Source organism: Flavivirga eckloniae (genome assembly GCF_002886045.1).
In the GTDB taxonomy this organism is placed as follows: Bacteria; Bacteroidota; Bacteroidia; order Flavobacteriales; family Flavobacteriaceae; genus Flavivirga; species Flavivirga eckloniae.
Window position 1 is genome coordinate 4,102,670 of sequence record NZ_CP025791.1, and the last position, 23,847, is coordinate 4,126,516.

At 34.5% G+C, this 23,847-nt stretch carries 22 protein-coding genes; 8 read left to right on the forward strand and 14 right to left on the reverse strand.

Annotated elements, in window-relative coordinates:
- Positions 1-2: 2 nt before the first annotated feature.
- The 3 genes from C1H87_RS16965 to C1H87_RS16975 all read left to right on the forward strand — a co-directional run bounded on the left by C1H87_RS16965 (position 3) and on the right by C1H87_RS16975 (position 1,412).
- Positions 3-323, forward strand: a complete 321-nt coding sequence (locus C1H87_RS16965; RefSeq protein ID WP_102756958.1) for a hypothetical protein — start codon at positions 3-5, stop codon at positions 321-323.
- Positions 320-979 carry a DUF2461 domain-containing protein gene (locus C1H87_RS16970; RefSeq protein WP_102756959.1) on the forward strand — a complete coding sequence of 220 codons (660 nt, stop codon included), beginning with the start codon at positions 320-322 and terminating at the stop codon, positions 977-979. Before C1H87_RS16965 ends, C1H87_RS16970 begins: the two co-directional genes overlap by 4 nt.
- Positions 980-1,040: 61 nt before the next feature.
- The gene (locus C1H87_RS16975; protein ID WP_102756960.1) at positions 1,041-1,412 is read left to right on the forward strand and encodes a nuclear transport factor 2 family protein; all 372 of its coding nucleotides are present in this window, start codon (positions 1,041-1,043) and stop codon (positions 1,410-1,412) included.
- A 174-nt stretch (positions 1,413-1,586) separates the two neighbouring features.
- Here C1H87_RS16975 and C1H87_RS16980 read toward each other — a convergent pair whose 3' ends face one another.
- From C1H87_RS16980 to C1H87_RS16990, 3 genes are all read right to left on the reverse strand, one after another.
- Entirely contained in the window at positions 1,587-3,638 is a 2,052-nt protein-coding gene (locus tag C1H87_RS16980) for a M3 family metallopeptidase (protein ID WP_102756961.1), read from the reverse strand.
- A gap of 147 nt (positions 3,639-3,785) precedes the next feature.
- Complete coding sequence (gene purE / locus C1H87_RS16985) at positions 3,786-4,268, reverse strand: 5-(carboxyamino)imidazole ribonucleotide mutase (protein WP_102756962.1); 483 nt, start codon at positions 4,266-4,268, stop codon at positions 3,786-3,788.
- Between the two features lie 95 nt (positions 4,269-4,363).
- On the reverse strand, positions 4,364-5,518 hold the full coding sequence (locus C1H87_RS16990) for a 5-(carboxyamino)imidazole ribonucleotide synthase (RefSeq protein ID WP_102756963.1): 1,155 nt from the start codon (positions 5,516-5,518) through the stop codon (positions 4,364-4,366).
- Positions 5,519-5,652: 134 nt separating this feature from the next.
- Here C1H87_RS16990 and C1H87_RS16995 point away from each other — a divergent pair, with 134 nt between their 5' ends.
- The 3 genes from C1H87_RS16995 to C1H87_RS17005 all read left to right on the forward strand — a co-directional run bounded on the left by C1H87_RS16995 (position 5,653) and on the right by C1H87_RS17005 (position 8,647).
- Entirely contained in the window at positions 5,653-6,762 is a 1,110-nt protein-coding gene (locus tag C1H87_RS16995) for an adenylate kinase (protein ID WP_102756964.1), read from the forward strand.
- Positions 6,763-6,871: 109 nt separating this feature from the next.
- Positions 6,872-7,870, forward strand: a complete 999-nt coding sequence (gene obgE / locus C1H87_RS17000; protein WP_102756965.1) for a GTPase ObgE — start codon at positions 6,872-6,874, stop codon at positions 7,868-7,870.
- A gap of 255 nt (positions 7,871-8,125) precedes the next feature.
- Entirely contained in the window at positions 8,126-8,647 is a 522-nt protein-coding gene (locus C1H87_RS17005; RefSeq protein WP_102756966.1) for a DUF4136 domain-containing protein, read from the forward strand.
- Position 8,648: 1 nt separating this feature from the next.
- Here the strand turns inward: C1H87_RS17005 and C1H87_RS17010 are convergent, their stop codons facing one another.
- The 4 genes from C1H87_RS17010 to C1H87_RS17025 all read right to left on the reverse strand — a co-directional run bounded on the left by C1H87_RS17010 (position 8,649) and on the right by C1H87_RS17025 (position 17,355).
- Positions 8,649-10,064 (reverse strand): M64 family metallopeptidase, encoded by a 1,416-nt coding sequence (locus C1H87_RS17010; protein WP_102756967.1) that lies wholly within the window; start codon positions 10,062-10,064, stop codon positions 8,649-8,651.
- Entirely contained in the window at positions 10,061-10,516 is a 456-nt protein-coding gene (locus C1H87_RS17015) for a hypothetical protein (protein WP_158655262.1), read from the reverse strand. Before C1H87_RS17015 ends, C1H87_RS17010 begins: the two co-directional genes overlap by 4 nt.
- 250 nt (positions 10,517-10,766) lie before the next feature.
- Entirely contained in the window at positions 10,767-11,138 is a 372-nt protein-coding gene (locus tag C1H87_RS17020) for a DoxX family membrane protein (protein ID WP_102756969.1), read from the reverse strand.
- A gap of 79 nt (positions 11,139-11,217) precedes the next feature.
- Positions 11,218-17,355 carry an alpha-2-macroglobulin family protein gene (locus C1H87_RS17025; RefSeq protein ID WP_102756970.1) on the reverse strand — a complete coding sequence of 2,046 codons (6,138 nt, stop codon included), beginning with the start codon at positions 17,353-17,355 and terminating at the stop codon, positions 11,218-11,220.
- Between the two features lie 139 nt (positions 17,356-17,494).
- Here C1H87_RS17025 and C1H87_RS17030 point away from each other — a divergent pair, with 139 nt between their 5' ends.
- Both C1H87_RS17030 and C1H87_RS17035 read left to right on the forward strand, forming a co-directional pair.
- The gene (locus tag C1H87_RS17030) at positions 17,495-18,448 is read left to right on the forward strand and encodes a tetratricopeptide repeat protein (RefSeq protein WP_102756971.1); all 954 of its coding nucleotides are present in this window, start codon (positions 17,495-17,497) and stop codon (positions 18,446-18,448) included.
- 351 nt (positions 18,449-18,799) lie between these two features.
- A complete protein-coding gene (locus C1H87_RS17035; protein ID WP_102756972.1) occupies positions 18,800-20,155 on the forward strand; it encodes a UDP-N-acetylmuramate--L-alanine ligase in 1,356 nt (451 codons plus the stop codon).
- Between the two features lie 44 nt (positions 20,156-20,199).
- Here C1H87_RS17035 and C1H87_RS17040 read toward each other — a convergent pair whose 3' ends face one another.
- From C1H87_RS17040 to C1H87_RS17070, 7 genes are all read right to left on the reverse strand, one after another.
- Complete coding sequence (locus C1H87_RS17040; RefSeq protein WP_102756973.1) at positions 20,200-21,000, reverse strand: lipocalin-like domain-containing protein; 801 nt, start codon at positions 20,998-21,000, stop codon at positions 20,200-20,202.
- A 348-nt stretch (positions 21,001-21,348) separates the two neighbouring features.
- Complete coding sequence (locus tag C1H87_RS17045) at positions 21,349-21,567, reverse strand: hypothetical protein (protein ID WP_102756974.1); 219 nt, start codon at positions 21,565-21,567, stop codon at positions 21,349-21,351.
- On the reverse strand, positions 21,567-21,872 hold the full coding sequence (locus C1H87_RS17050) for a DUF3817 domain-containing protein (protein WP_102756975.1): 306 nt from the start codon (positions 21,870-21,872) through the stop codon (positions 21,567-21,569). The genes C1H87_RS17045 and C1H87_RS17050 overlap by 1 nt, the downstream gene beginning before the upstream one ends.
- 1 nt (position 21,873) lies before the next feature.
- Positions 21,874-22,338, reverse strand: a complete 465-nt coding sequence (locus C1H87_RS17055) for a hypothetical protein (RefSeq protein WP_102756976.1) — start codon at positions 22,336-22,338, stop codon at positions 21,874-21,876.
- Positions 22,339-22,412: 74 nt separating this feature from the next.
- Entirely contained in the window at positions 22,413-23,003 is a 591-nt protein-coding gene (locus C1H87_RS17060; protein ID WP_102756977.1) for a TetR/AcrR family transcriptional regulator, read from the reverse strand.
- Between the two features lie 92 nt (positions 23,004-23,095).
- Positions 23,096-23,515 (reverse strand): hypothetical protein, encoded by a 420-nt coding sequence (locus C1H87_RS17065; RefSeq protein ID WP_102756978.1) that lies wholly within the window; start codon positions 23,513-23,515, stop codon positions 23,096-23,098.
- A gap of 52 nt (positions 23,516-23,567) precedes the next feature.
- Entirely contained in the window at positions 23,568-23,837 is a 270-nt protein-coding gene (locus tag C1H87_RS17070; RefSeq protein ID WP_102758309.1) for a PNPOx family protein, read from the reverse strand.
- Positions 23,838-23,847 lie beyond the last annotated feature (10 nt).

Here is a 23,847-nt window from a genome sequence, read left to right on the forward strand (position 1 = left end):
ATATGGACACGAAACAACATTTTGAAGATATAAGGACTAAGTTTTGTGCTAATTATGAGCATGTAACCATAGGAAAAATGATGAGCTCTGAGGCCATACATTATAAAGGAAAAGTATTTGCATTTTTTTCAACCAAGCAAAATATGGTATTCAAGCTTGGAAAGGATTTTAACATTGAGACGGTTGATGTCCCTTTGGAAGTATTCAGTCCTTTTAAAAGTAAAAAGCCTTTATCTGGTTGGTATCAATTGGAAGCAAAGCATAAAGCGTCCTGGGAGTCTTTAACTAATTTAGCGTTAAACATAATACGTCAAGACAAATGATAACAAAAGGGTATTCCGATTTTTTTAAAGAATTAAAAGCACATAATAATAAGGAATGGTTTCATGCCAATAAGAAACGTTATGAAAATGACGTTAAGCAGCCTTTCTTAGAATTGCTTTCAGAATTAATTTCAACACTCTACGAATGGGATAACAGGATTTTAACCGATGAGAAGAAGGCTTTATTTAGAATAAACAGGGATGTTCGGTTTTCTAAAGATAAAACGCCTTATAATACCTTGTTAAAAGCTGGATTTTCTCCTAATGGTAAAAAGTCTATGCTACCTGGGTATTATTTAGGGATAGGTGCTGATACGGTTCATGTTGGGGGTGGACTTTTTAATGTTAAACCACCTGAACTAAAAGCGGTAAGAAATCATATTGCCTATAACGTTGATGATTTTTTAGTCATAACAAATGCCAAAGTGTTTAATGATTGTTTAGGTGAAATAAAGGGCGATGTTGCCAAGCGCATTGACAAAGCTCATGAAGCTGTTGCAAGCAAAACGCAATTAATATATAACAAACAGTTCTACGCTATGGCAAATCTTCCTTTGGAAGATTATTATGATTCACCAACAAAGCTTAAAGATGCTATTTTAAAACATTTTAAGGCAATAAAGCCTTTAAATGAATTTTTAAATGAAGCGTTTTAAGCGTGTTATTTGTATCAATTAGAATTCTTAAATAAGTATTAATTATAAATCAATCAAAATCATGACTACACAACAAGTCGCAGAACAGTTAGTGGATTATTGCAGACAGGGAAAGTTTGCAGAAGTCGTACAGGAATTATACGGGCAGAATATTGTAAGTATAGAACCAGACGGAGCACCGGTTAAAGAAACAAAGGGTTTAGAAGCGGTTATCGCAAAAGGACAACGGTTTAATGAGATGGTAGAAGAAGTGCATGGCATGGAAATTTCAGATCCATTAGTGGCAGATAAATTCTTTTCGTGCACCATGAAAATGGACTTAACGTTTAAGGGCGGTCCACGAACCAACATGGATGAAGTTTGTGTTTATGCTGTTGAGGATGGTAAAATAGTAAGAGAAGAGTTCTTTTTTACGCCTATGCAACAAGGGTGAGAATGAAAGTGTCATTCAGAATGGAGAATCTCAATCACTATCCTCTCGTTTAGAGAAAATAGAAGGTTTATATAATTACCTTACTGAATAATTTTAGATTCTTCAGTCGTTCCTGCCTGCCGGCAGGCCTCTGAATGACACTTTTTTTTAAAACTAGAAGTTATCCTAATAATATTATTTCAACAACCCAGCCCGTCTCAATAATGCTTCTGGTTTAGGTTTTTGCCCTCTAAAGCGCTCATAAAGGGTCATAGGGTTTTCTGTACCACCTTGGGACAAGACGTGATCCTTAAATTTATTGGCAACGTCTTTATTAAAAATACCAGCTTCTTTAAAATATTCGAAAGCATCGGCATCTAAAACTTCGGCCCATTTGTAACTATAATAACCAGATGAATAGCCGCCCTGGAATATATGTGAAAAAGAAGTGCTCATACAATTCTCAGCAACTTCAGGGTATAGCGTAGTGTTTTTAAAGGCTTCGGTTTCGTGAGCTTTAACCGATGTTATTGATTCTGATGAATCTCCAGCATGCCAGCTCATATCTAACAATCCAAAACTTAGCTGTCTAAGTGTTTGCATGCCTTCGTGGAATGTGGCAGACTCTTTTATTTTCTCAACTAAATCCATCGGGATGAGTTCCCCGGTTTCATAATGCGTTGCGAACAGCTCCAAAGCTTCTTTTTCGTAACACCAGTTTTCTAAAATCTGACTTGGTAATTCTACAAAATCCCAAAATACATTGGTTCCTGATAAACTCGGGTAGGTCGTATCTGCTAGCATGCCATGAAGGGCGTGTCCAAATTCGTGAAATAAGGTTGTTACTTCATTAAAGGTTAAAAGAGAAGGTTTGCTTTTGGTCGCTCCTTCAACAGGCTTTGTAAAGTTGCAGACAATAGATACATGCGGTCTACTATTTGTTCCGTTTTTAACGTATTGCGGTTTGTACGAGGTCATCCACGCGCCGTTTCTTTTTCCAGCTCTTGGGAAAAAATCAGCATAAAAAATGGAAACTAAATCCCCTTTATTATTAGTTACTTTATAGGTTAAAACCTCGTCATGATATTTATCTATAGTGTCGATCTCTTCGAAGTTTAAATCGAATAATTTATTGGCAATAGTAAAGGCGCCATTGATCACATTTTCTAGTTTGAAATATGGTTTTAACTTTTCGTCATCAAGACTAAACAGTTTTTGTTTTAGTTTTTCTGAGTAATAGGCGCCATCCCACTTTTCAAGATGATCTATACCATCTAAATCTTTAGCAAATTTCTCAAGATTTTTAAACTCTCGCTCAGCAGCTGGTTTAGCTTTCTCTAGCAATTCATTTAAAAAGCTATCAACATTTTCTGGTGTTTTCGACATGCGTTCTTCTAAAACAAAGTGTGCATGTGTTTTATAGCCCAAGAGATTGGCACGTTGAAATCTTAGTTTCACTATTTGTAAAATAGTGTCCTGATTATCCAAAGCATCACCTTTAAATGCTTTTGCACCGGCAGCAAGCGCCAGTTTTTTTCTTAATTCGCGATTATCCGCATAAGTCATAAAAGGAATATAACTAGGGTAATCTAATGTAAAAAGCCAGCCTTCTTTTTTTCTGGATTCGGCTAACTGTTTAGCAGCTTCCTTTGCGCCTTCTGGTAAGCCGGATAAATGGTCCTCGTTATCGATCAGCATTTCAAAAGCATTCGTTTCTGCCAATACATTCTCCCCGAATTTGAGCGTTAGCTGACTTAATTGCTTGTCTATATCGCGAAGTTCTTGCTTTTTGTCTTCTGGTAAATTAGCACCATTACGCGAAAAGCTTTTATATCTTTTATCTAGTAGTGTACTCTGTTCTACTGTTAAATTCAATGAGTCTTTAGCGTCGTAAACAGTCTTTATGCGTTTAAATAAATCTTCATTTAAAGTTATGTCGTTGCTAAACTCAGATAGTAGAGGCGATACTTCTTGTGCTATTTTTTGAATGGTATCGTTAGTTTCAGCAGAATTTAAATTAAAAAATATACTGGATATCCTGTCTAATTGTTCACCAGAAAAATCTAATGCTTCAATAGTGTTTTTAAAAGTTGGAGCTTCGTCACTTTTAGCTATGGCATCAATTTCGGTTTTGGCATTTGCAATAGCTTGCTTGAAAGCTGGTAAAAAATCGTCATTATTGATTTTTGAAAAAGGCGCTGAATTATATACGGTTTCAAAGGGTTTTACTAGTATATTTTTTGTCATCTTTAGGAAATATGTTAAAATGCTAATCTATTATGTACGCATAATAAATTTTTTTGTACTTTTGTAGTTATTATTATACAGAGTGACTAACTCAATGAATTATGCATTAAAGTAAAGTAACCTCGAAATTTACCCTTCGAGGTTTTTTTATTTTAAATCTTTAGCAGACTCATGTACTTTTTGTTTTAAGCCTTCTTTGTATTCTAAGATTTTATCTAGAACAGCGCTGTCGCTAGCACCAATAATTTGTGCGGCTAAAATACCCGCATTTTTTGCACCGTTAAGAGCTACTGTAGCTACAGGAACACCACCAGGCATTTGTAGAATGGATAAAACAGAGTCCCAACCATCAATAGAATTGCTACTTTTTACAGGAACACCAATAACAGGAAGTGGCGATAATGAAGCTATCATTCCTGGTAAGTGTGCTGCGCCACCTGCACCGGCAACAATAACAGCAAACTCTCTGGTATGAGCATTTTTCCCGTAATCAAATAGTTTTTCAGGGGTTCTATGAGCCGAAACAATGTCTACTTCAACTTCAATATTAAATTCCTTTAATATATCGATAGCGTCTTGCATAACTGGAAGATCGCTTTTGCTTCCCATAATTACTCCTACTTTTTTCATAAACTTTTATTTTATGTCTGGTCGAACGCAATTGAGACCTAAATATCGAAACTAAATATATTTAAAAGCCCTCTCAACTGTGCCTCGGTGAAACATTATTCACTTATAACTTTAATAGATTTTTTTACTTCTTCGGCTATTCTTCTAGCTTCGTTTAAATTTTCGTTTACAATAGTTACATGTCCCATTTTTCTAAACGGACGGGTTTGTTGTTTACCATAAATATGTGGTGTTACACCATCCATTTCCATAATGGTTTCAATATTTTCGTAAACCACATTGCCTGTGTAGCCTTCGGCACCAACCAAATTTACCATAACACCACCCACTTTACTATCGGTTCTTCCTAAAGGTAGATCTAAAATAGCTCTTAAGTGCTGCTCGAATTGTGATGTATAACTGGCTTCGATAGATTGATGTCCAGAGTTGTGTGGTCTTGGTGCTACTTCATTAATTAAAACATCATCGTTTTGGGTTTGAAACATTTCTACTGCTAACAGACCAACATGGTTAAAAGCTTCTGATGTTTTTAAGGCAACCTCGGTAGCTTTTTTAGCTACGTCGTCTGGTATTCTGGCCGGGCAAATAACATATTCTACTTGATTGGCCTCTGGGTGAAATTCCATCTCTACAACCGGAAATGTTTTTGTGTCTCCCGAAGCATTTCTAACGACGATAACGGCCAATTCGTTTTTAAAAGGCACCAATGTTTCGGCTATACATTCTACATTGGGTAATCCTTCTAAATCTTCAAGCGTTTTTACGATTTTTACCCCAGTGCCATCGTACCCAAATTGAGCAGATTTCCAAACAAAAGGTAATGTTAGATCACCTTGATTTATGGCTTCATTAATTTCAGAAGTGTAAGTAAAGCGAGAAAAAGGCGCTGTTGGCAAATTATTAGCAACATAAAACGATTTCTGGGTTGCTTTGTTTTGAATGGTTCGTAGTGTTTTAGATGCCGGGTATACTTTTATGCCTTCTTTTTCAAGAGCTTCCAGAGCATCTACGTTTACATTTTCAATTTCAATAGTTAGTATATCAACTTGTTTTCCGAAATTATAAACAGCATCATAATTCATTAAATCACCTAAATGAAACTCGTTACTTGCAATTTTGCAAGGTGCTTCATTACTGGAGTCTAAAACACAAGTATAAATGTCAAATTTTCTGGTATCGTTAAGTAGCATTTTACCTAATTGGCCACCACCTAGGATACCAAGTTTAAAATTTGAAGAAAAATAGTTCATTGATTTCTTTTTTCTGAAATTTAATAAGGATACGCAAAAATACACTTAAATATTAATTAGCTACTAAAACGTAAATCAAAAAATCGTTTTTTGTAATCTATTGATTATCTTTGCAGCTTCAAAATTCATTGACGGTGATAAAGCTACACGACAAATATTTTAAACCTTTTATTTCTACTAAAGAAATTGATGATGCGATACAGCGTTTGGTATTAGAAATTGCTGAAGATGTAGGAGACGAAATCCCTGTATTTGTGGGTATTTTAAACGGGTCGTTTATGGTTGTAAGCGACTTTGTTAAAAAATATCCAAAACCTTGTGAAGTCACTTTTATAAAACTAGCATCTTACGAAGGTGTTAAATCGAGTGAAGACATTCAAAGACTTATTGGGTTAACTCAAGATTTATCAGGACGAACTGTTATTATTTTAGAAGATATTATTGATACAGGCAACACTTTATCTGAAGTCCATAGAATCTTTAAAAACGAAAATGTAAAATCGCTAAAAATAGCAACACTGTTTTACAAGCCAGAAGCCTATAAAAAAGATTTTAAATTACATTATGTTGGTATTGAGATACCTAATAAATTCATAGTCGGTTATGGCCTAGATTATGATGGATTAGGCAGGAATTTACCAGAAATATATCAAATAAAAGAAACACAACACATGACAAACTTAGTGCTATTTGGCCCTCCAGGTGCTGGAAAAGGAACACAAGCAGATTTTTTAAAAGAGAAGTATAATTTAGTACATATTTCTACAGGCGATGTTTTTAGATACAATATTAAAAACGAAACGGCTTTAGGAATGCTTGCTAAATCGTACATGGATAAAGGCGAGTTGGTTCCAGATCAAGTGACTATTGATATGCTAAATGCCGAGGTTGAAAAGAATGCTGATGCTAATGGTTTTATTTTTGATGGTTTTCCTCGTACAAATGCACAGGCTGATGCTTTAAATAAGTTGATGGATAGCAAGGATTCTCAAATAAACGCGATGATTGCTTTAGAAGTTGCCGATGAAATTTTGGTTGAGCGTTTATTATCTCGCGGAAAAACAAGTGGACGGGCAGATGATGCTGACGAATCCATCATTAGAAATAGAATAACAGAATACTATAATAAAACAGCCATCTTAAAAGAATTTTATTCGGAGCAGAATAAATATTTTGGTGTTGATGGTGTTGGTAGTATTGAAGAGATTACTGTACGCTTGAGTGCTGTTATTGACGAATTGTAAAATTCCTGCGGAGGCAGGAATCTGATAATTCTAGTTCTAATTAATGAGATTCCCGCCTTACCGAAACAAGTTCGGTACATGTCGTGGGAATGACAAACCAGACTAAGTTATGACTGAAGGAAATTTTGTTGATTATATAAAAATGTATGTGGCGTCTGGTAATGGAGGTAAAGGCTCTGTACACTTACATCGCGAAAAGTATATTACTAAAGGCGGACCAGATGGAGGAGATGGTGGTCGTGGAGGCCATGTTATTCTCCGAGGAAATTCTAACTTATGGACGCTTCTTCATTTAAAATTTAAAAAGCATATTCGTGCCGGTCATGGTGGGAATGGAAGTAAAGCTAGGAGTACTGGTGCAGATGGCGAAGATGTGTATATAGATGTACCGTTAGGAACGGTTGTACGAGATACAGAAACGAATGCTATTCTTTTAGAGATTACAGAAGATGGCGAGGAAAGAATAATTGCTGAAGGCGGAAAAGGCGGATTGGGAAACTGGCATTTTAGGTCTTCAACCAATCAAACGCCCAGATATGCTCAGCCAGGACTTCCGTTTGAAGAGAAGTATGTTACGCTGGAATTAAAAATACTTGCCGATGTTGGTTTGGTGGGATTCCCAAATGCAGGAAAATCTACTTTACTTTCGGTAGTAACGTCTGCAAAGCCAAAAATTGCTGATTATGAGTTTACAACGCTTAAGCCTAATTTAGGGATTGTAGAGTATCGGGATTTTCAAACCTTTGTTATGGCAGATATTCCTGGAATTATTGAAGGGGCTGCAGAAGGTAAAGGTTTAGGACATTATTTTTTACGCCATATAGAACGTAATTCGATTTTGCTATTTTTGATACCTGCTGATGCGGGTGATATTAGAAAACAGTATGATATTTTGCTAGATGAACTTCGTCGTTATAATCCTGAAATGCTTGACAAGGAACGTCTCATAGCCATATCGAAGAGTGATATGCTTGATGACGAATTGAAGGCAGAACTTAAAGCAGAGTTAGATAACGAACTTCCTATTCCGTACTTATTTATTTCATCGGTAGCACAACAAGGGATAACCAAATTAAAAGATCTTTTGTGGAAGATGTTGAATGATTAGTATTTAGAGATTCATTTCATAAAATAATAGACTCCAAATAATAATTAGGGGACTAAGTAAAAACCTTTCTCAAAGATTTCTATTCGTGGAATAATTTTTGATTAATTTAGTAAAACTTCAATTTTATAAATTGATTGGTTGAACTTGAGGCTGCATGAAAAGAGGTGTATTTTGTTCATTCTAAGCGTAGTGAAGAATCTTATTATTCAGAACGAACACTTTTCAGAGCTTCTCATCAAATTTAAAATTACGGCTATGAAATCTTTAAAAACTCTTTTACTTGTTTTGTTAATTATAGGGTGTGCGCCTATTCGTGTTAGTTACGATTTTGATAGAACAGTAGATTTTAATACTTATAAAACGTATAATTATTATACCGATATGAATACGGGGTTAAGCGAATTAGATACAAAACGCTTGTTAAATGCTATAGATAAGCAGATGGCGGTTAAAGGGTTTAGTTTGTCTGACAAACCAGATTTTTTTATAGATATTAAGAGTAACGAGTACCGAGAAGCAAATCGTAGTACGGTAGGGGTTGGCTTAGGCGGTGGTGGACGTAATGTTGGCGGCGGTATTTCGGTAGGTATTCCTGTTGGGCAAAGTAACGTTAATCGTCGAATAATTATCGATTTTGTTGATGAAAACAAAAAACAATTATTTTGGCAGGCTGTAAGCGAATCTAATTATAATCCTAACGCGATACCTGGAGAACGCGAAAAAAAACTAAATGCTGTTGTAGAAAAAGTATTAATAGGATACCCGCCTAAACAATAACCTATTGTTTTACTAACTTTTTGCTCGCAACAAGTACGTTGTCTGCATAAAAATTGGCAACGTAAATCCCTTCGCTTAAACTGCTAATGTTAACCTGTTGGGTTTGGTGATTGTACATTGGAACAGTTTTTACCTTTTTACCATCTAAACTAATAACTTCAACTTTTAAATTGGCGCCTCTGTCGCTATCAATTTTAAAGTTTGCCGTAGTATTTGCAGGGTTTGGGTGCATGGTGATAGTTAGATTGTTAACATCGGTTTCAATGTCCTTAACTCCTAAGGTGGAATAATCTATTGTCCAGGTTACCGTATAAACATGAACGGTTTCATGGTTGGTGACTTTTAAAAGTGCGGTGTTATCTGTTATAACTGCTGTTAAGTTATTTAAACCTGTATTTAAATCGGTATCTAAAACACTTACGTCATCAACATTTGTTGCAAAATTTGAAGCATTTAGCGACCATGAACTTTCAAGGGTATTAGGGATAGGTTTAATTAAACTCAATTGAAACTCAAGTGGAAAACTTGGGTTTGAAATTGTGTTTGAAACAGGTGTATAGGAGTCTATAGGCGAGACCAAACTGTGTATTTTCTCAATAATTCCTTCTTTACAAACTGAACAAAAAGCTACGTTTAGAGCTTCCATCTTACATTGTCCACCACTTTGCGGTTTGTACCAGGTTGCTGCTATTGGAGTTCCAGAATGCGCATAAATACCAATACCGTTGGTGCCATTCCAGTTTTTCCATTTTATTAAGTTGGGATCGTTTTCTTGAGTCATATTAATCGCTTCACTAGGATATTCATCCCCAGCATAATATTCGTCTTGCAATTTGAATAAAGAGTGGCCTAATTCGTGTATAGCAATATCGTTTGCCAAAGTTGAAGCCATTGGGAACTCGCCACCAGTTCCTCCATAAACATTAGTATTCACTATAATTAAAGCCTGATCGTAAGTTGGAAAATTATCGGCTAAAACAGAACGTATTTTTGCATCTGCAGCAGCTGCGTCTGTATAATCTATGCCATAATAGAGCAATCTATGAATATTAAAAGCATCAAAAGTGGCATTAAAATAGGTGTCTACAGTGGTTATTGGAGTGAAAGGTTCTACAACATCAGTAGCCGTACCCGGATGATCTGCGCCACTATCCATCGAGGGAACATTAATCGCAAAAACATTAAAATAGTCAGCATACTCTGAAAAAGGTGATTGATTAAACATGTCGTTAGATAAACTGGTCGCATCGGTAATAAATTGAGGCAACTCAGCAGTTTGATACCCTTCACTTAATATAACTAAGTTGATTCTTTTATCACTAGGGCCGGCAAATTTAATCGTATCAACATCAAAAACTTGAGCCGAAATCAAATGTATATTGAAAACGAATAATATAAAGATTAAAAAATACTTCATAGAAGGTTAAGCTTAGTTTTTATGATTGGTTTTGTCTCTTTTCTTGAATCACTAATATGGTGTATGCTAATGAACTTTGTATTAGATTTTAATTGAAGTCTTAGAGAAAATTGGACACTATCCAGATCAAAATGTTTTGTTTGAAACATTTTAGAATCATCTACATATTCGATAGTTCTAGCAAGTGGATTTTTTACAATCATGGTTTGCAAAATATTTGACTTCTCGTCGAGTTGAAATAACTGTAAATCTCCTGATTTACTATTTTCTACAGATATGCTGTTGTGATTTTTTAGTTTTCCTTCGGCGATCTTTTTATTTACAAAACGAATGGTTCGATCTCCATTCGAAGTTTTTTTTATAGCATAGCTAAGGAAAATAATTTTTGGAGATGTTTCAATTTTATCCTTATTTGTTGTTAGGCTTTGTTTTGAGGCACAGCTTAAGAGCATTGTAATAAGGAAAAATACAATTATAGATTTTTGGCTATTTAATTTTTGCTTTCTCAAAACCTCTAACAAATATGAAATTTGGGTAAAGTTAAGAAAATAAAAAGAGGCTATTTAAAAATCCTTAGATGTCCGTTCAGGCTTGTTTTTAAAACATCTCGACTTTAGTTTATACTGAGCAAAGCCGAAGTACTCGATGGGACAACTTTTAGTTTCTAATATATTTAAACAGCCTCTTTTTTAAAAACGTTATTTAATTCAGCAAATCTTTATACTTGTCTTTATAGCCGTATAATACAATAATGTTTAAAACTAGTAAGATTAAAGCGCCGGCAATACCTTCTGGAGCCAGCATAGCATGAAACAATACTGCATTTATAGAAACACTCATTAAAATAAGTGCTAATAGTGCTCCAAATTTGTTAAAGATAAATGCTAACCCAGCTACAATTTCAACAATTGCTACTATAGTTATTAACTTAACAGAGGATAATGCTCCAAAGTAAGCTCCAGCTTCGGGAGACATCTCTCCAAATGCCATAAAATGGAAGAACTTGTTAAGCCCGAAAAACAGAACGAATAGCCCAAGAAGTATTCTCACGACCATAAAAACTTTTGAATTCATAATTAATGTATTTATTAGTTATTAGATTGAAATATAGTAAATTAAAAATTAATCTACTGTCGATTCTGTCGAAATGAACCTACTTAACTAACAAACGAATACCTTCACTATGACTGCTAAATTCTGGTGCATACATGCTTTGTATGGTCGTGATTCCATTACTCATATTACCAGCATTATTAACTCTTAAATCGTATTCAAAAACATAAATACCCTTTGGCAAATAATCGAAAAAGAAATTAGTTGAAGCATCTTTAGTACTTTCATAATACCCTAAACCATCTTGCCATTTGTATTGCGATAATACATTTATGGGCTCTAACCCTGAAGCTCGCATATCTTTCATATGAATGAATTCCATAGCTCTATCGCTTCGCAATTCTATACGAACTCTTACCAGATCTCCAACTTTTAAATGGGTGTCTTCGGTGATTTCAGAAATGGTCTCTCCTGTATCTGTATTTTGTTTTAAGAACAGCTTTTTCTTTAGTTTAAGGGGTGTTTCTGCCGATGTGATTTTATCTAAATCCTCAAAGTATTGCCAATATAAACCTCCCCAGGCAATTCCATTGCCTTTTTTAGTGAGTTTTACTTCTCCCATTTGAGGCTTTATTTCTGAAGTGTTCCATGATGTTTTGTAATAACCTGTACCAGCTTCTACTTTTACATTTTCTAATTTAGAAGGTGTTATTGTTTGTCCGCCTAAAACAACATCTACCATATCTGTAACGCTTAACCAATCGCTTCCTTGAAGTAGTAATGCGTATACAGCATCTGTAGTAGCTTTTGTGGTTTCCCACTTATTGGTTTGTTTGTTTTTGAGTAACCAGATTTTTAGATTATCGATTGTTTCAAGGTTTTTTGTTTCACTTTGAATGGTATGTCCAATTTCTGAAAACGTTTCAATAAGCAAAGATTGTGTTTCAATAGGTGCCTGATACCAATACCACGAGCTGGTATTTTCTTTCCAGTACATACCTAGTTCTTCTGATGTAATACTGGTTTCATTTAACGATTTTAAAATTTTACTTGCCGTTTTAGAATCGTTACTCCTATGAGACACTAATGCCATTAATCCTTTGGCATAAAGCGGACGTTTTAACCAATACTTTTGAATTTGTGTTTGGTAGTATTTGGTAATATCTTCAACTTTTTTCGATTTTTTAATATCTGTATAGAAGCTTCGCATGTATAAATAATGCAATTGTGTGTAGCTTAAATGGTCTTTATTTAAATCGACTTTAGCGTTGTATTTTCTAATATCATGGTATTCTTTTACAAATTGCGCATCGAGATATTGAATGGCTTTTGAGATCATTTGTGACGTCTCGACTGCGCTCGACGAGACAGATAGTTGTTTAAGATGTCCGAAACCAGTCATAATGTGCTGGGTAATAAACCTGTTTTCATAGCCTCCCCTAAACCAAGCCCAGGCACCGGAACTCATTTGATTATTTTTTAGTTTCCTAATAGCAGATTGTAATTCATTAGTCATTTTGTTAAAATCGAAAAGTAAAGCTATGCGCTTTTTCTGTTCCGTCTCGTTCTGTGCGTCACGTAACCAGGGTGTTTCCTGGATAAGAATGGATTTTAATTCCTCATTCTTTTCTAAGTTGGAAATAAGTACATCTTGAGATTTCCATTGGTTAAAAACGTCCTGTATTCTTGGATTTGAGTTCGCAATATGCTGTGCCAGGGCATTAGCATAATAACGACTAAATGTTTGCTCGTTACATTCGTACGGATACTCCATTAAATAGGGGAGTGCCTGTACTGCGTACCATGCAGGGTTGGAAGTCATTTCCAAGGTTAGCTTATGGTGCTTAAGTGTTGATGATTGGTTGTCGAGCGAAGTTGAAGCAAGTTTGTCTAATGTAAATGTTTTAGTCTGGTTACTACGAATCCACATGGGGAGTGTTTCGGTAACTAGCATTCTATTGGAAAGCACAGGTAATGCGTTTTGTTCGCCATCGCTAAAGCTTTCCGATTTTGCAATTATTTTGTATTGTACGGCTTGTACATCATCTGGGATTGATATATCCCATGATACTTGAGTGTTGCCTTTTGGAGCGACGGTGAAGGCTCCCTCTAACTCTCCGGAAGGGGTAGGGCTATCTTGTTTGCGGATTAACTTGTTGGAGATGTCTTTTCCTGAAATGGCATCTGTTAGAATTAATGTAGCTTGTCCTTCTAATTGTTTTTCGGTGAGGTTTGCAATTTTTGTGCTAATGGTAATATGATCGCCTTCTCGTAAAAAACGAGGCGCATTTGGAGTAACCATTAATTCTTTTTGGGTAACCGTTGTTAATGTTTTAGTGGTGCTTTCTAAGGTTTTAGTATGCGCTAATAACTGCAATTTCCATTGGGTTAAAGCCTCTGGTGTGGTAAAGCTAAAACTAACATGACCTTCTGAATCCGTTTGCAAGTGAGGAAAGAAAAAGGCTGTTTCCTGCAGGTTTTTGCGAATTTGAACGTTGTCGAAGTTTGGCTTTTCTAGTGTGTTTTCAATTTGTTCCTTTTTTAAATCAAGTTCATCGCGATCATTTACTAATCCGGAAATGTCAGCTTCTGTTTCTTCTCCTGTAATTACTTGGTCGAAGTTGGATTTCGATTTGCTCATAACTTGTTCTTCTATTTCCATACTTCTTTCTGGGGCGGGGGCATTGGCTGCACGACTGTAATATCCTCTGTTTATTGATATATTGTTATTCCCAAAATAGAATCCAAACCAATTAAGTTGGTCATAGGATTGGTGCGAGTAACTTATTTTGGAAGCTCTATTATAGACTCTAAAATGACGCGTGCCAAAGCTCTGGTGTGCATTAGTGCTGTTACGGGAAAGATATACAGATTTAAAAACAGGGGAGAAACTCCAGTTTTGAGGTTTAAATTGGTCTAATGATGCATCATACATACTTGCCAATAACTCTGCACTAACTTTATCGCCCTGTGGGCCCTTGATTTTAAAACTCCAGGTTTCGTCTGCTCCAGGCTGTAACTTATCTCTAAAGGTTCTGGTTTCTATATCTAAATCTGTTTTGGGGTAAGGAACCGATATGTTTAAACTGTTAGATTTAAAGCTGTTAAAAGCAGCAAAACTGTAATTAACCGTAAACCCTCCAATATCCTCATTATTTATGGGAACAGTAATTGTTTTTTTGTTGTTATTTAGTTGAATGCTATATGTTTTTACAATCTTACGGTCTTTTTCTATATGAACCGTAACGTTTAAATTGCTAGAGGCAGAACCTAGTGTAATTAATGCTTTTTCGCCTGTGCTGTAACTTGATTTATTTGTTGTTATGTAGAATAATTGTTTATCTGCTATGGTTTTATCTGTATCGCTGTATAAGGTTGTTTTAATTTCATCTTTAACGAGTTGCCCGAACTTATCCTTGCTTTCTAAAAGAATAGTATAGGCACCCGATTGCCATTTTTTTATTTTACCAAGGTTAAGCTTTTTGGTGGTTTCTGTGTTAAAAGACGATACGAACACGAGTTCTCCTTTTTCCCAGTTGTTAGGAGACTCTTCATTACCGTAGGCATCATGAGGGAACATTTTTTTAAAGACGTCTTTCGAAAACTCCTGATAGTCTGGAGCAGCCCATGGTCTTGGTCTCAAAACACTTTCTGGGGCCATTAATTTGTAGATTTTAATGGTTCCTTTTGCCGGTACAAATTCACCATTTAGGTTTTTGGTATCTATGTCTATAGCATGTGTTTTTTTAGTTTTATCCAGTAGATTGGCAATAGACATATTTGCGGTAAACGCATGGTATCCTACATTAACTACTGTGGTAGCACTTCTGGTTTCACCATTTAAATCGGTAACGTCTGCAGTTACTTCGTATTTAAAAATGGGAAGATTTGTTTTATCTACACTTTGGTCAGGAATGGCTTTAAAAGTAATTTCAAACTCGCCTTTTTCATTAGTTGTACTTTCGCCATGGGTGATTTCCTGAGGTTCGCTATAAAACCATGATGGGTGATAGAAATAACACCAACGTGGATATTCTATTTTTCTATGAACTCGATATGCTACTTTGGCATTGGTAATATGGCTTCCGGCGTAAGCTAAGGCATGTCCTTTTACCGTTGCAGAGTCGTTAACCTTAAAGGTTTCTGTTATAGGGTTAAACTTGGTTTCAAACTTTGGACGTTTGTATTCTTCAACAGAAAAATAATGATTTGAATATACTCTATTAGATGCGACATCAGAATTAAAATTAATATAATACATGCCATTTAAACCGTCGTTTGGTAATATAAACTCACCTGAAACCGAACCAAATTCATTGGTTTTTAGGTCTAAGGTCTTAATTTTTTCATGATTGGTATTATGTAAAAAGGCATGAACGCTTTGATTTGCTAATACTTCAGATTTACCTTCTTTAGTTTTTATGGCAATTGCTTTAAAATAAACGGTTTGTCCAGGTCTGTAGATACTTCTATCTGTGAATATAAAAGATTTGTATGTTACTTTTTCTTGGTGTTGCTCATAATATCTGTTTATATAATATCCCCCGAAATAAGCAGAATCGTTGCCAAATTTAACTTTGGCTTTAAGGTCTCTATAGTTCTCGTTGCTTTTTTCAATTTTTACTTCACCGTGAGCGTTTGTAGTAAAGTTTTCTGTTTGGTGATTTCTTTCGTAATTTTTAATGTAGCTTATTTCTACTTTTGCATTTTCAATAGGTTTTCCGGTATTTCTATCGATAATTTGAAACATTTTATAATCCTTGTTTTCCGTTTCAACCATTGCTAAATTGGTTACTTGAATCGTGCCGAAGGCAAATGTTGCGTCATCATCTTTAGGTGAGGCAAAAACTAAATAAATACCATTGTTTAGTTTTGGGATTGAAACTTCGGTAGTGTGTGTTTGGAAATCGGACTCGTTTCTTAATACGTAATCCCAATTTTTATGAACATCCAGCTTTTTAATAAATGCTAATTGCTCGTCTTGTCTGTATGTTTTATTAAATTTCTCAAGCTGATTTCTACTAAGCCTGAATATTTTAAATTGAAGTTGATGCAGGTTTTTATGGCGTATTAACAAGCGGGCATCTTGCTGTATAGGAAGGAAGTCTTCTTTAGTAATTTGAAGTGATTGCGCTTCTATTTGCTGTTTTAAAACGTTACATTTTTTAGCACCATTGCTTTTTGGGAATTTTGAACTAACATTATCGCAAATCGTCTTGGCATCTTTAAGTTTCCAACGGTTCTCCTCGTTAGTTTTAGGTTGATAATTGGCGCCTTGTTGATTGTAAATAGTAGCTATTTCGTAATCGTACAATGCTGAAACTTCATGAGTTTTTAAACGGTCCTTTTCTGTATTTAAAGTATTTAATAGTATAGATTCTTTATCATTGAATGTAGCATGTTGGTTTACGAATTTTAAACGGTGAATATTCACATCTGCTAAAGCAAAAGGTGTTTTGTCTTTTATATGAAATTGAATCAAATCCTGATAAATCTTTAAAGCATTTAACTGCAGTGATGTCGAATCTTTTGATTCTATTTTCAATTTTGAAAACGCCTTGGTATCGCTTAAAAAATCTGGAGAATCAACTTCAAATTTATAGGCGGGTTTTGTAATATTGGTCTCATCGGTTTTGTAAAACTCTAACGCATTATGACTTAAAAAATCGAATAAAGTTGGTCTGTAGATTTTAGAATCCTTTTGCAAGTTTAATATATCATCATAATTACTTAAGGACTCTAATTGTAATAGTAATCCGCTTTGCAGCGAATTTTGGTAGTGTATATGAACCTCGCTAAATAATGTTTGTAAATCCCATGTCCTAAAATCGGTGGTATCTACCTTTTCAGCCGTATTTGTGCGATTATAGAATTTCCATCTATTTTGGTGAAAATATTGCCAATACATATTGGCGAGCATACTTTCTAAAATATTCTTTTCGGGGAATGCACTTGCTTTAATTTCAGCTTTAAAATCATTAATAATTTTAAGTTGTGCATCTTCCTCTAAAACCAAAGCGAATTTGCTTTTAAAAAGCATGGTTTTAATGAGTTGTGAGGTGTTTTTATCTTTTTTTGCAAGCTTGGTAATGTCTTCAACAATCTTTAATGCAGACTTTGGTAAGCCTTTAACTTCCAATTGTTCAACTTTATCCCATAGGTTTTTATATGGATTGTTTTGGGCGTTGGAAAATGCTGCAAATAGTATAATCATTAATAAGGATAAAGCGTTTTTCATTGTTTAATTTTTTTCTAAAATACTTTCAAAAGCTATACCAAAAAAACAGGAATGAGTAAACCTGTTGTTTGGCTGAGTGAAGTTAGGTTTTTATCTATGTAAAAGAAAGTTTATTTTTACGTTTTCGACTATTTGTGTTATGAAATTTATTTTGCTCCTTTTCTTAGTACCCGCAATGGCTTTTGGTCAATCAAACTTTGATGAGATAGAAATACTATTCAAGAAAAAACAATTTACTAAAGCGGAACAATCTGTTCGCAATTACTTAAAAAAACATCCAAATAGCTTACTGGCCATAGAGTTGCTGGGGGATGCTTACGGGCATCAAAAAAAATGGGATGATGCTATTTTACAGTATCAAAAGTTAGTGAAAACTAAGGAGAATAATGCTAATTATCATTATAAATATGGTGGGGCTTTGGGGATGAAGGCATTATCTATTAGTAAATTAAAGGCTTTGGGGATTATTGGTGATGTAAGAGATGCCTTTTTAAGGGCTGCTGAATTAGATAAAAACCATATTGATACCCGTTGGGCACTGGTAGAGTTATACATGCAATTACCAGGTATTATTGGAGGAAGTAAGAGTAAATCGCTACATTTTGCAGAGGAATTGGAAGCGCTTTCGAAAGTGGATGGCTATTTGGCAAAAGGATATATTTATGAGTATGATGATGAACCAGAGTTTGCCGAGAAGTATTATAAAATGGCTATAAAGGTAGGTGGTTCTGTAACTTGTTATGATAAATTAACGGCTTTATACGAAAACGAAAAGCAACCGGAAAAGGCTATTGAAAATATTGAAGCTGCTCATAAAAAACACCAACGTAATGCAATGCATTACCAGATTGGTAAGGTGGCTGCTGAATATAATATTGAACTACAAAAGGGAGAACGCTGTTTACATACTTATATAACTAATTACTCTGCTGAGGATGGTGTGCCTAAGGCTTGGGCAAATTACCGCTTGGCTCAAATTTACACGCATAAAAAGAACAAAACGGAGGCTCTGAAGTATATTGGATTGGCTATTACTGAATTGCCTAACATTAAACCTTTTAAGGAGCTTAGGGAGAGGATTCTTGAACAGTGATCAGTATACAGTTAGCAGTGGTCAGTATACGGTTGGCAGTGGCAGTTTACAGTACTTATGATATTCAATTCGTGTTATTAAGTTTTAATAAATATGATAAATGATACGAAAGGCATAGTTAGAAAAAGTTATTTTTTCTTGAACACTGAACACTGAACACTGAACACTGAACACTGAACACTGAACACTGAACACTGAACACTGAACACTGAACACTGAACACTGAACACTGAACACTGAACACTGAACACTGAACACTGAACACTGAACACTGAACACTGAACATTGAACACAAAAACATTTTACCCCGTTTAATTTGGAATTTGAAAATTGTAGCTAGATATTTGTTTTATGAACGTACATTTTATAGCTATTGGGGGCGCTGCGATGCACAATTTAGCCCTAGCATTACACAATAAAGGATATAAAGTAACTGGAAGTGACGATACTATTTTTGAGCCTTCAAAATCAAGATTAGATGCTAAAGGTTTATTGCCGGAAGCTTTTGGGTGGTATCCTGAAAAAATTACTACAGATTTAGATGCCATTGTTTTGGGAATGCATGCTAAAGCTGATAATCCGGAATTATTAAAGGCTCAGGAACTGGGTTTGAAAATTTATAGTTATCCGGAGTTTTTGTACGAGCAATCTAAATACAAAACTCGTGTTGTTATTGGTGGAAGTCACGGTAAGACCACTATAACGTCCATGATTTTACATGTGATGCATTATCATGACAGGGATGTTGATTACATGGTCGGAGCTCAGTTAGAAGGTTTTGATGTGATGGTAAAACTTACCGAAGACAACGATTTTATCGTGTTGGAGGGTGATGAATACTTGAGTTCTCCTATTGATAGACGTCCGAAATTTCATTTATACAAACCTAATATAGCATTGTTAAGTGGTATAGCCTGGGATCATATTAATGTGTTTCCTACCTATGAAAACTATGTGGAGCAGTTTAGCATTTTTGTAGATTCTATTGTTAATGGTGGTAGTATCAGTTATAATGAAGAAGATCCAGAGGTGAAACGTGTTGTTGAGGCTTCTGTTAATCCGATTCGTAAGTTGCCATATCAAACACTTCAATATACGGTTGAAAATGGACAAACCTTATTGGAAACGCCAGAGGGAGAATTGCCCATAGAAATATTTGGAAAGCATAATTTAAATAATCTTGCTGGTGCTAAGTGGATTTGTCAGCATATGGGAATTGATGAAGATGATTTTTATGAAGCTATTTCTACTTTTAAAGGAGCAAGCAAACGCTTGGAAAAAATAGCTGAAGGTAAAAATAGTGTGGCTTATAAAGATTTTGCACACTCACCGAGCAAGGTAGAGGCTACTACCAAGGCTGTTAAGGAACAATATAAAGACAGAACTTTAGTGGCATGTTTAGAACTACATACTTACAGTAGTTTAAATGCTGAATTTTTAAAGGAATATAAAGGCGCATTAGATGCTGCCGATGTTGCCGTGGTATTTTATTCGCCTCATGCGGTTGAAATTAAAAAGCTTGAAGAGGTAACGCATGAGCAAATTGCTAATGCTTTTCAGCGCGATGATTTGATTATTTATACGAATCCAGAGGAATTTAAAGACTTTTTGTTTTCTCAGGATTTTGATAATAAAACCTTATTGTTAATGAGTTCTGGTAATTATGGAGGATTGGATTTTGATGAGGTTAAGGGTATAATTGAATAGCTTTATTCTCTCAACTATCATAGGATATGGTGACCTCACAGTTATTAGTTCGATGTTGTCGTCTCTGTTCTTGTTTCAAAGTTATAGGTTATTGTTGCGCTATTCGGAATACTTTCAAAAGAATCCATGACTTTATTTTGGTCAGAAACTTTTGTGAGTTTAACTACCAAACCACCAATATTACTACTCACAGCAGTAACTCTTACTCCAACGATTTTATATTCTTTAACGATTTTTGAATCAGAAATAAAATCATCTGTATTTGCTGTTAAACCAGAATAAGTTTCAGTCATTTCAATAACTTGGTTATCCCCATCTGTCGTTATAAAAGTGGCTTGAAATTCGTAGGGGTCGTTAGGTCCTGATGCAGCAATATCAACAGTAAATTCAAGATTGTAATCCTGAAATTGAGATAGGTCAACCGTTGCGTTTTGATTTTTGCTAAATGTTTCTATTAATGTTCCTTCTCCAGTTATTTCTGTTCTCCACTTTAAAGTAGAGTCATTAAGTTCTAAGATTTCCAAAACATAGTTTTCAAGTCCTGGGTCAGAATCGTCCCAAACGATTGTTAATGTATTTCCATTTTCCGTCCAATCTCCAAATTCAGAAACATTTTCTCCATTGTTTCCAAAACCTTCATAAATAAATTCTACTCGATTGTTAGATGTAAATTTTAAAATATTATTATCTGGAATCCCAGAGTTGTTCCCATTAAATGTACTTGATATTCCATACCAAGTTCCTATCAAAGTGCTATTATTTCCGTTATTGTTTTCATCATCTGATGAGCAAGATAAAATCGTAATTCCTAAGATAATTGTAAGTAATAAATTTAGTTTTTTCATTCGTGAAGATTGATTTTGGTTATGTGTAACGGTCTAGTAGCTGTTAGTTACTTGATCTATATTGTAATAGTTTCTAATGCTTCTTATGATTAATACAACTAAAAACAAAAGCGGGTAGCAGTTTGAATATTGAAGTTAAAATAAAGAGTAGAGGCAATATTTTTATCCCAACATTCCTTTATGAAAAATGTGCAGAACGCAATAAAACTATAACCAAGAGTGGGGTGCTTTCTGAAAAAAGATCTCAATATTTTATTGATTATCTGGTAATCATCTAGCTCTGGTATTTTCAATGTTACATATTTTTTGTTTTATGAGAGCTTAAAATTATTTTACCGAGTTAAGTAATCAGTTTTCAAGTTCTTCACATAAAAAACCTTTTTCTTTTAATAAGGCTATTATCTTTTTTGAAATAGATCCATCATTTTCTACACGAAGAACTTTATCACAATCTTCCAGATCGAAATTCCATTTTGAGCCAGTCAATAAGTCGTCAAGAAATGGTTTTAAGTAGGTAGCAGACTTTTTACTGTCTACATTTGTTTTATAAACTAATACTTCGATCATTATTTCAAATGCTTTAATATTCTTTGATCAATATAAAAAGTCCCAAAAGGAATAAAGCAAGCTACAATAACTTTCCAGGTGGTTTCTTTAAAAGGCCATTTTTGTTCAATGCCAACACGTAGTGCATTAAAAACAAAGAGTAGAAATAATGCTCCGTGAATAGGGCCTATTGTTTTTACCCAGTTTGGATTATGAAACATGTGCTTTATTGGAACAGCTATAAAAACTAAAACTAATAGCGATATGCCTTCTAAAAAGCCATAAAGGCGCAAACGTCCGATTGTAGTAGTAAAATACTTTTTCATATTAAAATGTTCTTATATAAGTTCTGGAAGATAATGGTGAGAATGGCCAGGGAATGGCTATAAATATTATAATTAAGACTATAGAAAACCAAACCAGCATAGTTTTAAATTTTTCTTTATCTGTAGATTTTCGTTTTGCTAATGCCGAACCAATGGTTAATAACACAATGGCGATTAACATTAAAACAAAGTGTATGACACCGTAAAAAGTCAAATCTAAGTTTTGTAAAGCCGTTTTGCTGTCCGACCAAAAGTGCTTTACGATGGGGCTTTTGGTGTAAAGTATTATACCAATCATTAATTGGATGTGTGCGGTTGTTGCTGTCCAATGTCGGAAGGCATTATCCAATTTAGAGAACGAGCGGTTTTGTATAAAACCGGTAAACGCTCTGTAAATAGAGTAAATGATAAAGATTAAAACAAACCAACGGATAATGGAATGCGTTGTGAGTAGATAAGAGTACATTTTGTATTGTTTTTTCTTTTAAAGGCAAAGTTAAACTAAAAACATACTAATTAGTATGTTTTTTGATAAAAAAATTATTTCAGACTGTTTAAATAATTCTTAAGTTCTTTTAAATAAGGTATATAAACCTTTTTGCTGTTCTCCAATTTTCCATAATTTCTTATACCCCAATAGCCAGATAAAATAAACATGGTGGTTTGTTTTGCATTTGTGTCTTTATGAATAAAACCGTTACTTTTACCCTTTTCAATGGTTGCTATCATTGTTTCTGTCCATTCTTTGGTTAGTGTATCCAGCGCGTTACTAAATTTAATATTCCACGGTGTCATTTCTTGTGTGAAATTGGCAGCGGGACAACCATACTCAACTTTTAAAAATTCATTTTCCATAAGTAGATTGTACATTAAATTGTAAATAGCATTTATAGGATTCTCCTCATTCTGTAAGGGCGTTACAAAACTGTTTTTAAGTGTGGGTTTTAGAATTTCGTTAATAATGGCAAGCCCCATTTCGTCTTTGTTTTTAAAATGGTAATAGAAGGCACCTTTGGTGACTTGTGTAGTAGCAATAATATCATCAATGCTAGTGGTTTGGTATCCCTTAACGTAAATTAATTCAAATGCTTTTTGAAGAATGTTCAGTCTTGTTGCTTCCGCTTTTTTCATAAAAGATACTGTTCGGTATTTATTTGTAAAGGAACGGAATAGTTTGTTTTTTTACAAGTTTGATGGAGCTGGGAAGATCGCCAAAGCTTTAACTACCGTCTCAAAAACTGCATAACTCCAGTGTTTAACTGAAAATCCAAATCGGAGACAAAATAATCTATTTCATTGTTTATAAAATAATTGCTAATACTATCGATTGCTTTACAAGTTTCCTTGTAGTAGTCCAAGAGTTTATAGTTGATAGGGTTTAAACTTTCTTGTTTACACCAGATCAGAAAGTCTTCGGATTCATCAATAATTGTTAGTGCTCTAAAAACAATAATAAAACGTAATATAATGTTATGGTGGTTTAGGTCTTCGTATTCATCCGATGCGTGAATTGTATAGGTGTTATTTTTTATGCCTAAAATAACGGGAACTAAATTTTTGTCAATATAAGGTGTTTTGCCTAATGAAATGGTAATGCTATTGGCAGCAATAAAATTTTGAATATGTATAATCTCTGGGTACATGAATCCAGAAAATAATATGGGTTAGAAACTTTATGAAAAATGCTTCAATACTTTATTGATTGGTTTGCAATAATTCAGCACTGGCATATTCAATATTATGTGTGTTTTTGTTCAGGGAGTGTTTAAATTTACCTTCCCAAGAATCAATTGTAATTTCAAACATCTTTACGTCATATAGTACGGTTGTATAAATTAACGGTAAATGGGGAATTAATGGTTGATTGTCTTTTACTGAAATAAACTTAGCTAGCGGATAGGCTTTAATCACTTTTATCATGTGATTAATATCATTATCATGATGATATTTAGACGGATGTTTCAAGAGAGTTTCA

Bases quoted from the DNA above. Each gene is read 5' to 3' on its own strand.
- C1H87_RS16965 (WP_102756958.1), top strand. From the start codon at position 3: ATGGACACGAAACAACATTTTGAAGATATAAGGACTAAGTTTTGTGCT.
- C1H87_RS16970 (WP_102756959.1), top strand. From the start codon at position 320: ATGATAACAAAAGGGTATTCCGATTTTTTTAAAGAATTAAAAGCACAT.
- C1H87_RS16975 (WP_102756960.1), top strand. From the start codon at position 1,041: ATGACTACACAACAAGTCGCAGAACAGTTAGTGGATTATTGCAGACAG.
- C1H87_RS16980 (WP_102756961.1), bottom strand. From the start codon at position 3,638: ATGACAAAAAATATACTAGTAAAACCCTTTGAAACCGTATATAATTCA.
- purE (WP_102756962.1), bottom strand. From the start codon at position 4,268: ATGAAAAAAGTAGGAGTAATTATGGGAAGCAAAAGCGATCTTCCAGTT.
- C1H87_RS16990 (WP_102756963.1), bottom strand. From the start codon at position 5,518: ATGAACTATTTTTCTTCAAATTTTAAACTTGGTATCCTAGGTGGTGGC.
- obgE (WP_102756965.1), top strand. From the start codon at position 6,872: ATGACTGAAGGAAATTTTGTTGATTATATAAAAATGTATGTGGCGTCT.
- C1H87_RS17005 (WP_102756966.1), top strand. From the start codon at position 8,126: ATGAAATCTTTAAAAACTCTTTTACTTGTTTTGTTAATTATAGGGTGT.
- C1H87_RS17010 (WP_102756967.1), bottom strand. From the start codon at position 10,064: ATGAAGTATTTTTTAATCTTTATATTATTCGTTTTCAATATACATTTG.
- C1H87_RS17015 (WP_158655262.1), bottom strand. From the start codon at position 10,516: ATGCTCTTAAGCTGTGCCTCAAAACAAAGCCTAACAACAAATAAGGAT.
- C1H87_RS17020 (WP_102756969.1), bottom strand. From the start codon at position 11,138: ATGAATTCAAAAGTTTTTATGGTCGTGAGAATACTTCTTGGGCTATTC.
- C1H87_RS17025 (WP_102756970.1), bottom strand. From the start codon at position 17,355: ATGAAAAACGCTTTATCCTTATTAATGATTATACTATTTGCAGCATTT.
- C1H87_RS17030 (WP_102756971.1), top strand. From the start codon at position 17,495: ATGAAATTTATTTTGCTCCTTTTCTTAGTACCCGCAATGGCTTTTGGT.
- C1H87_RS17035 (WP_102756972.1), top strand. From the start codon at position 18,800: ATGAACGTACATTTTATAGCTATTGGGGGCGCTGCGATGCACAATTTA.
- C1H87_RS17040 (WP_102756973.1), bottom strand. From the start codon at position 21,000: ATGAAAAAACTAAATTTATTACTTACAATTATCTTAGGAATTACGATT.
- C1H87_RS17045 (WP_102756974.1), bottom strand. From the start codon at position 21,567: ATGATCGAAGTATTAGTTTATAAAACAAATGTAGACAGTAAAAAGTCT.
- C1H87_RS17050 (WP_102756975.1), bottom strand. From the start codon at position 21,872: ATGAAAAAGTATTTTACTACTACAATCGGACGTTTGCGCCTTTATGGC.
- C1H87_RS17055 (WP_102756976.1), bottom strand. From the start codon at position 22,338: ATGTACTCTTATCTACTCACAACGCATTCCATTATCCGTTGGTTTGTT.
- C1H87_RS17060 (WP_102756977.1), bottom strand. From the start codon at position 23,003: ATGAAAAAAGCGGAAGCAACAAGACTGAACATTCTTCAAAAAGCATTT.
- C1H87_RS17065 (WP_102756978.1), bottom strand. From the start codon at position 23,515: ATGTACCCAGAGATTATACATATTCAAAATTTTATTGCTGCCAATAGC.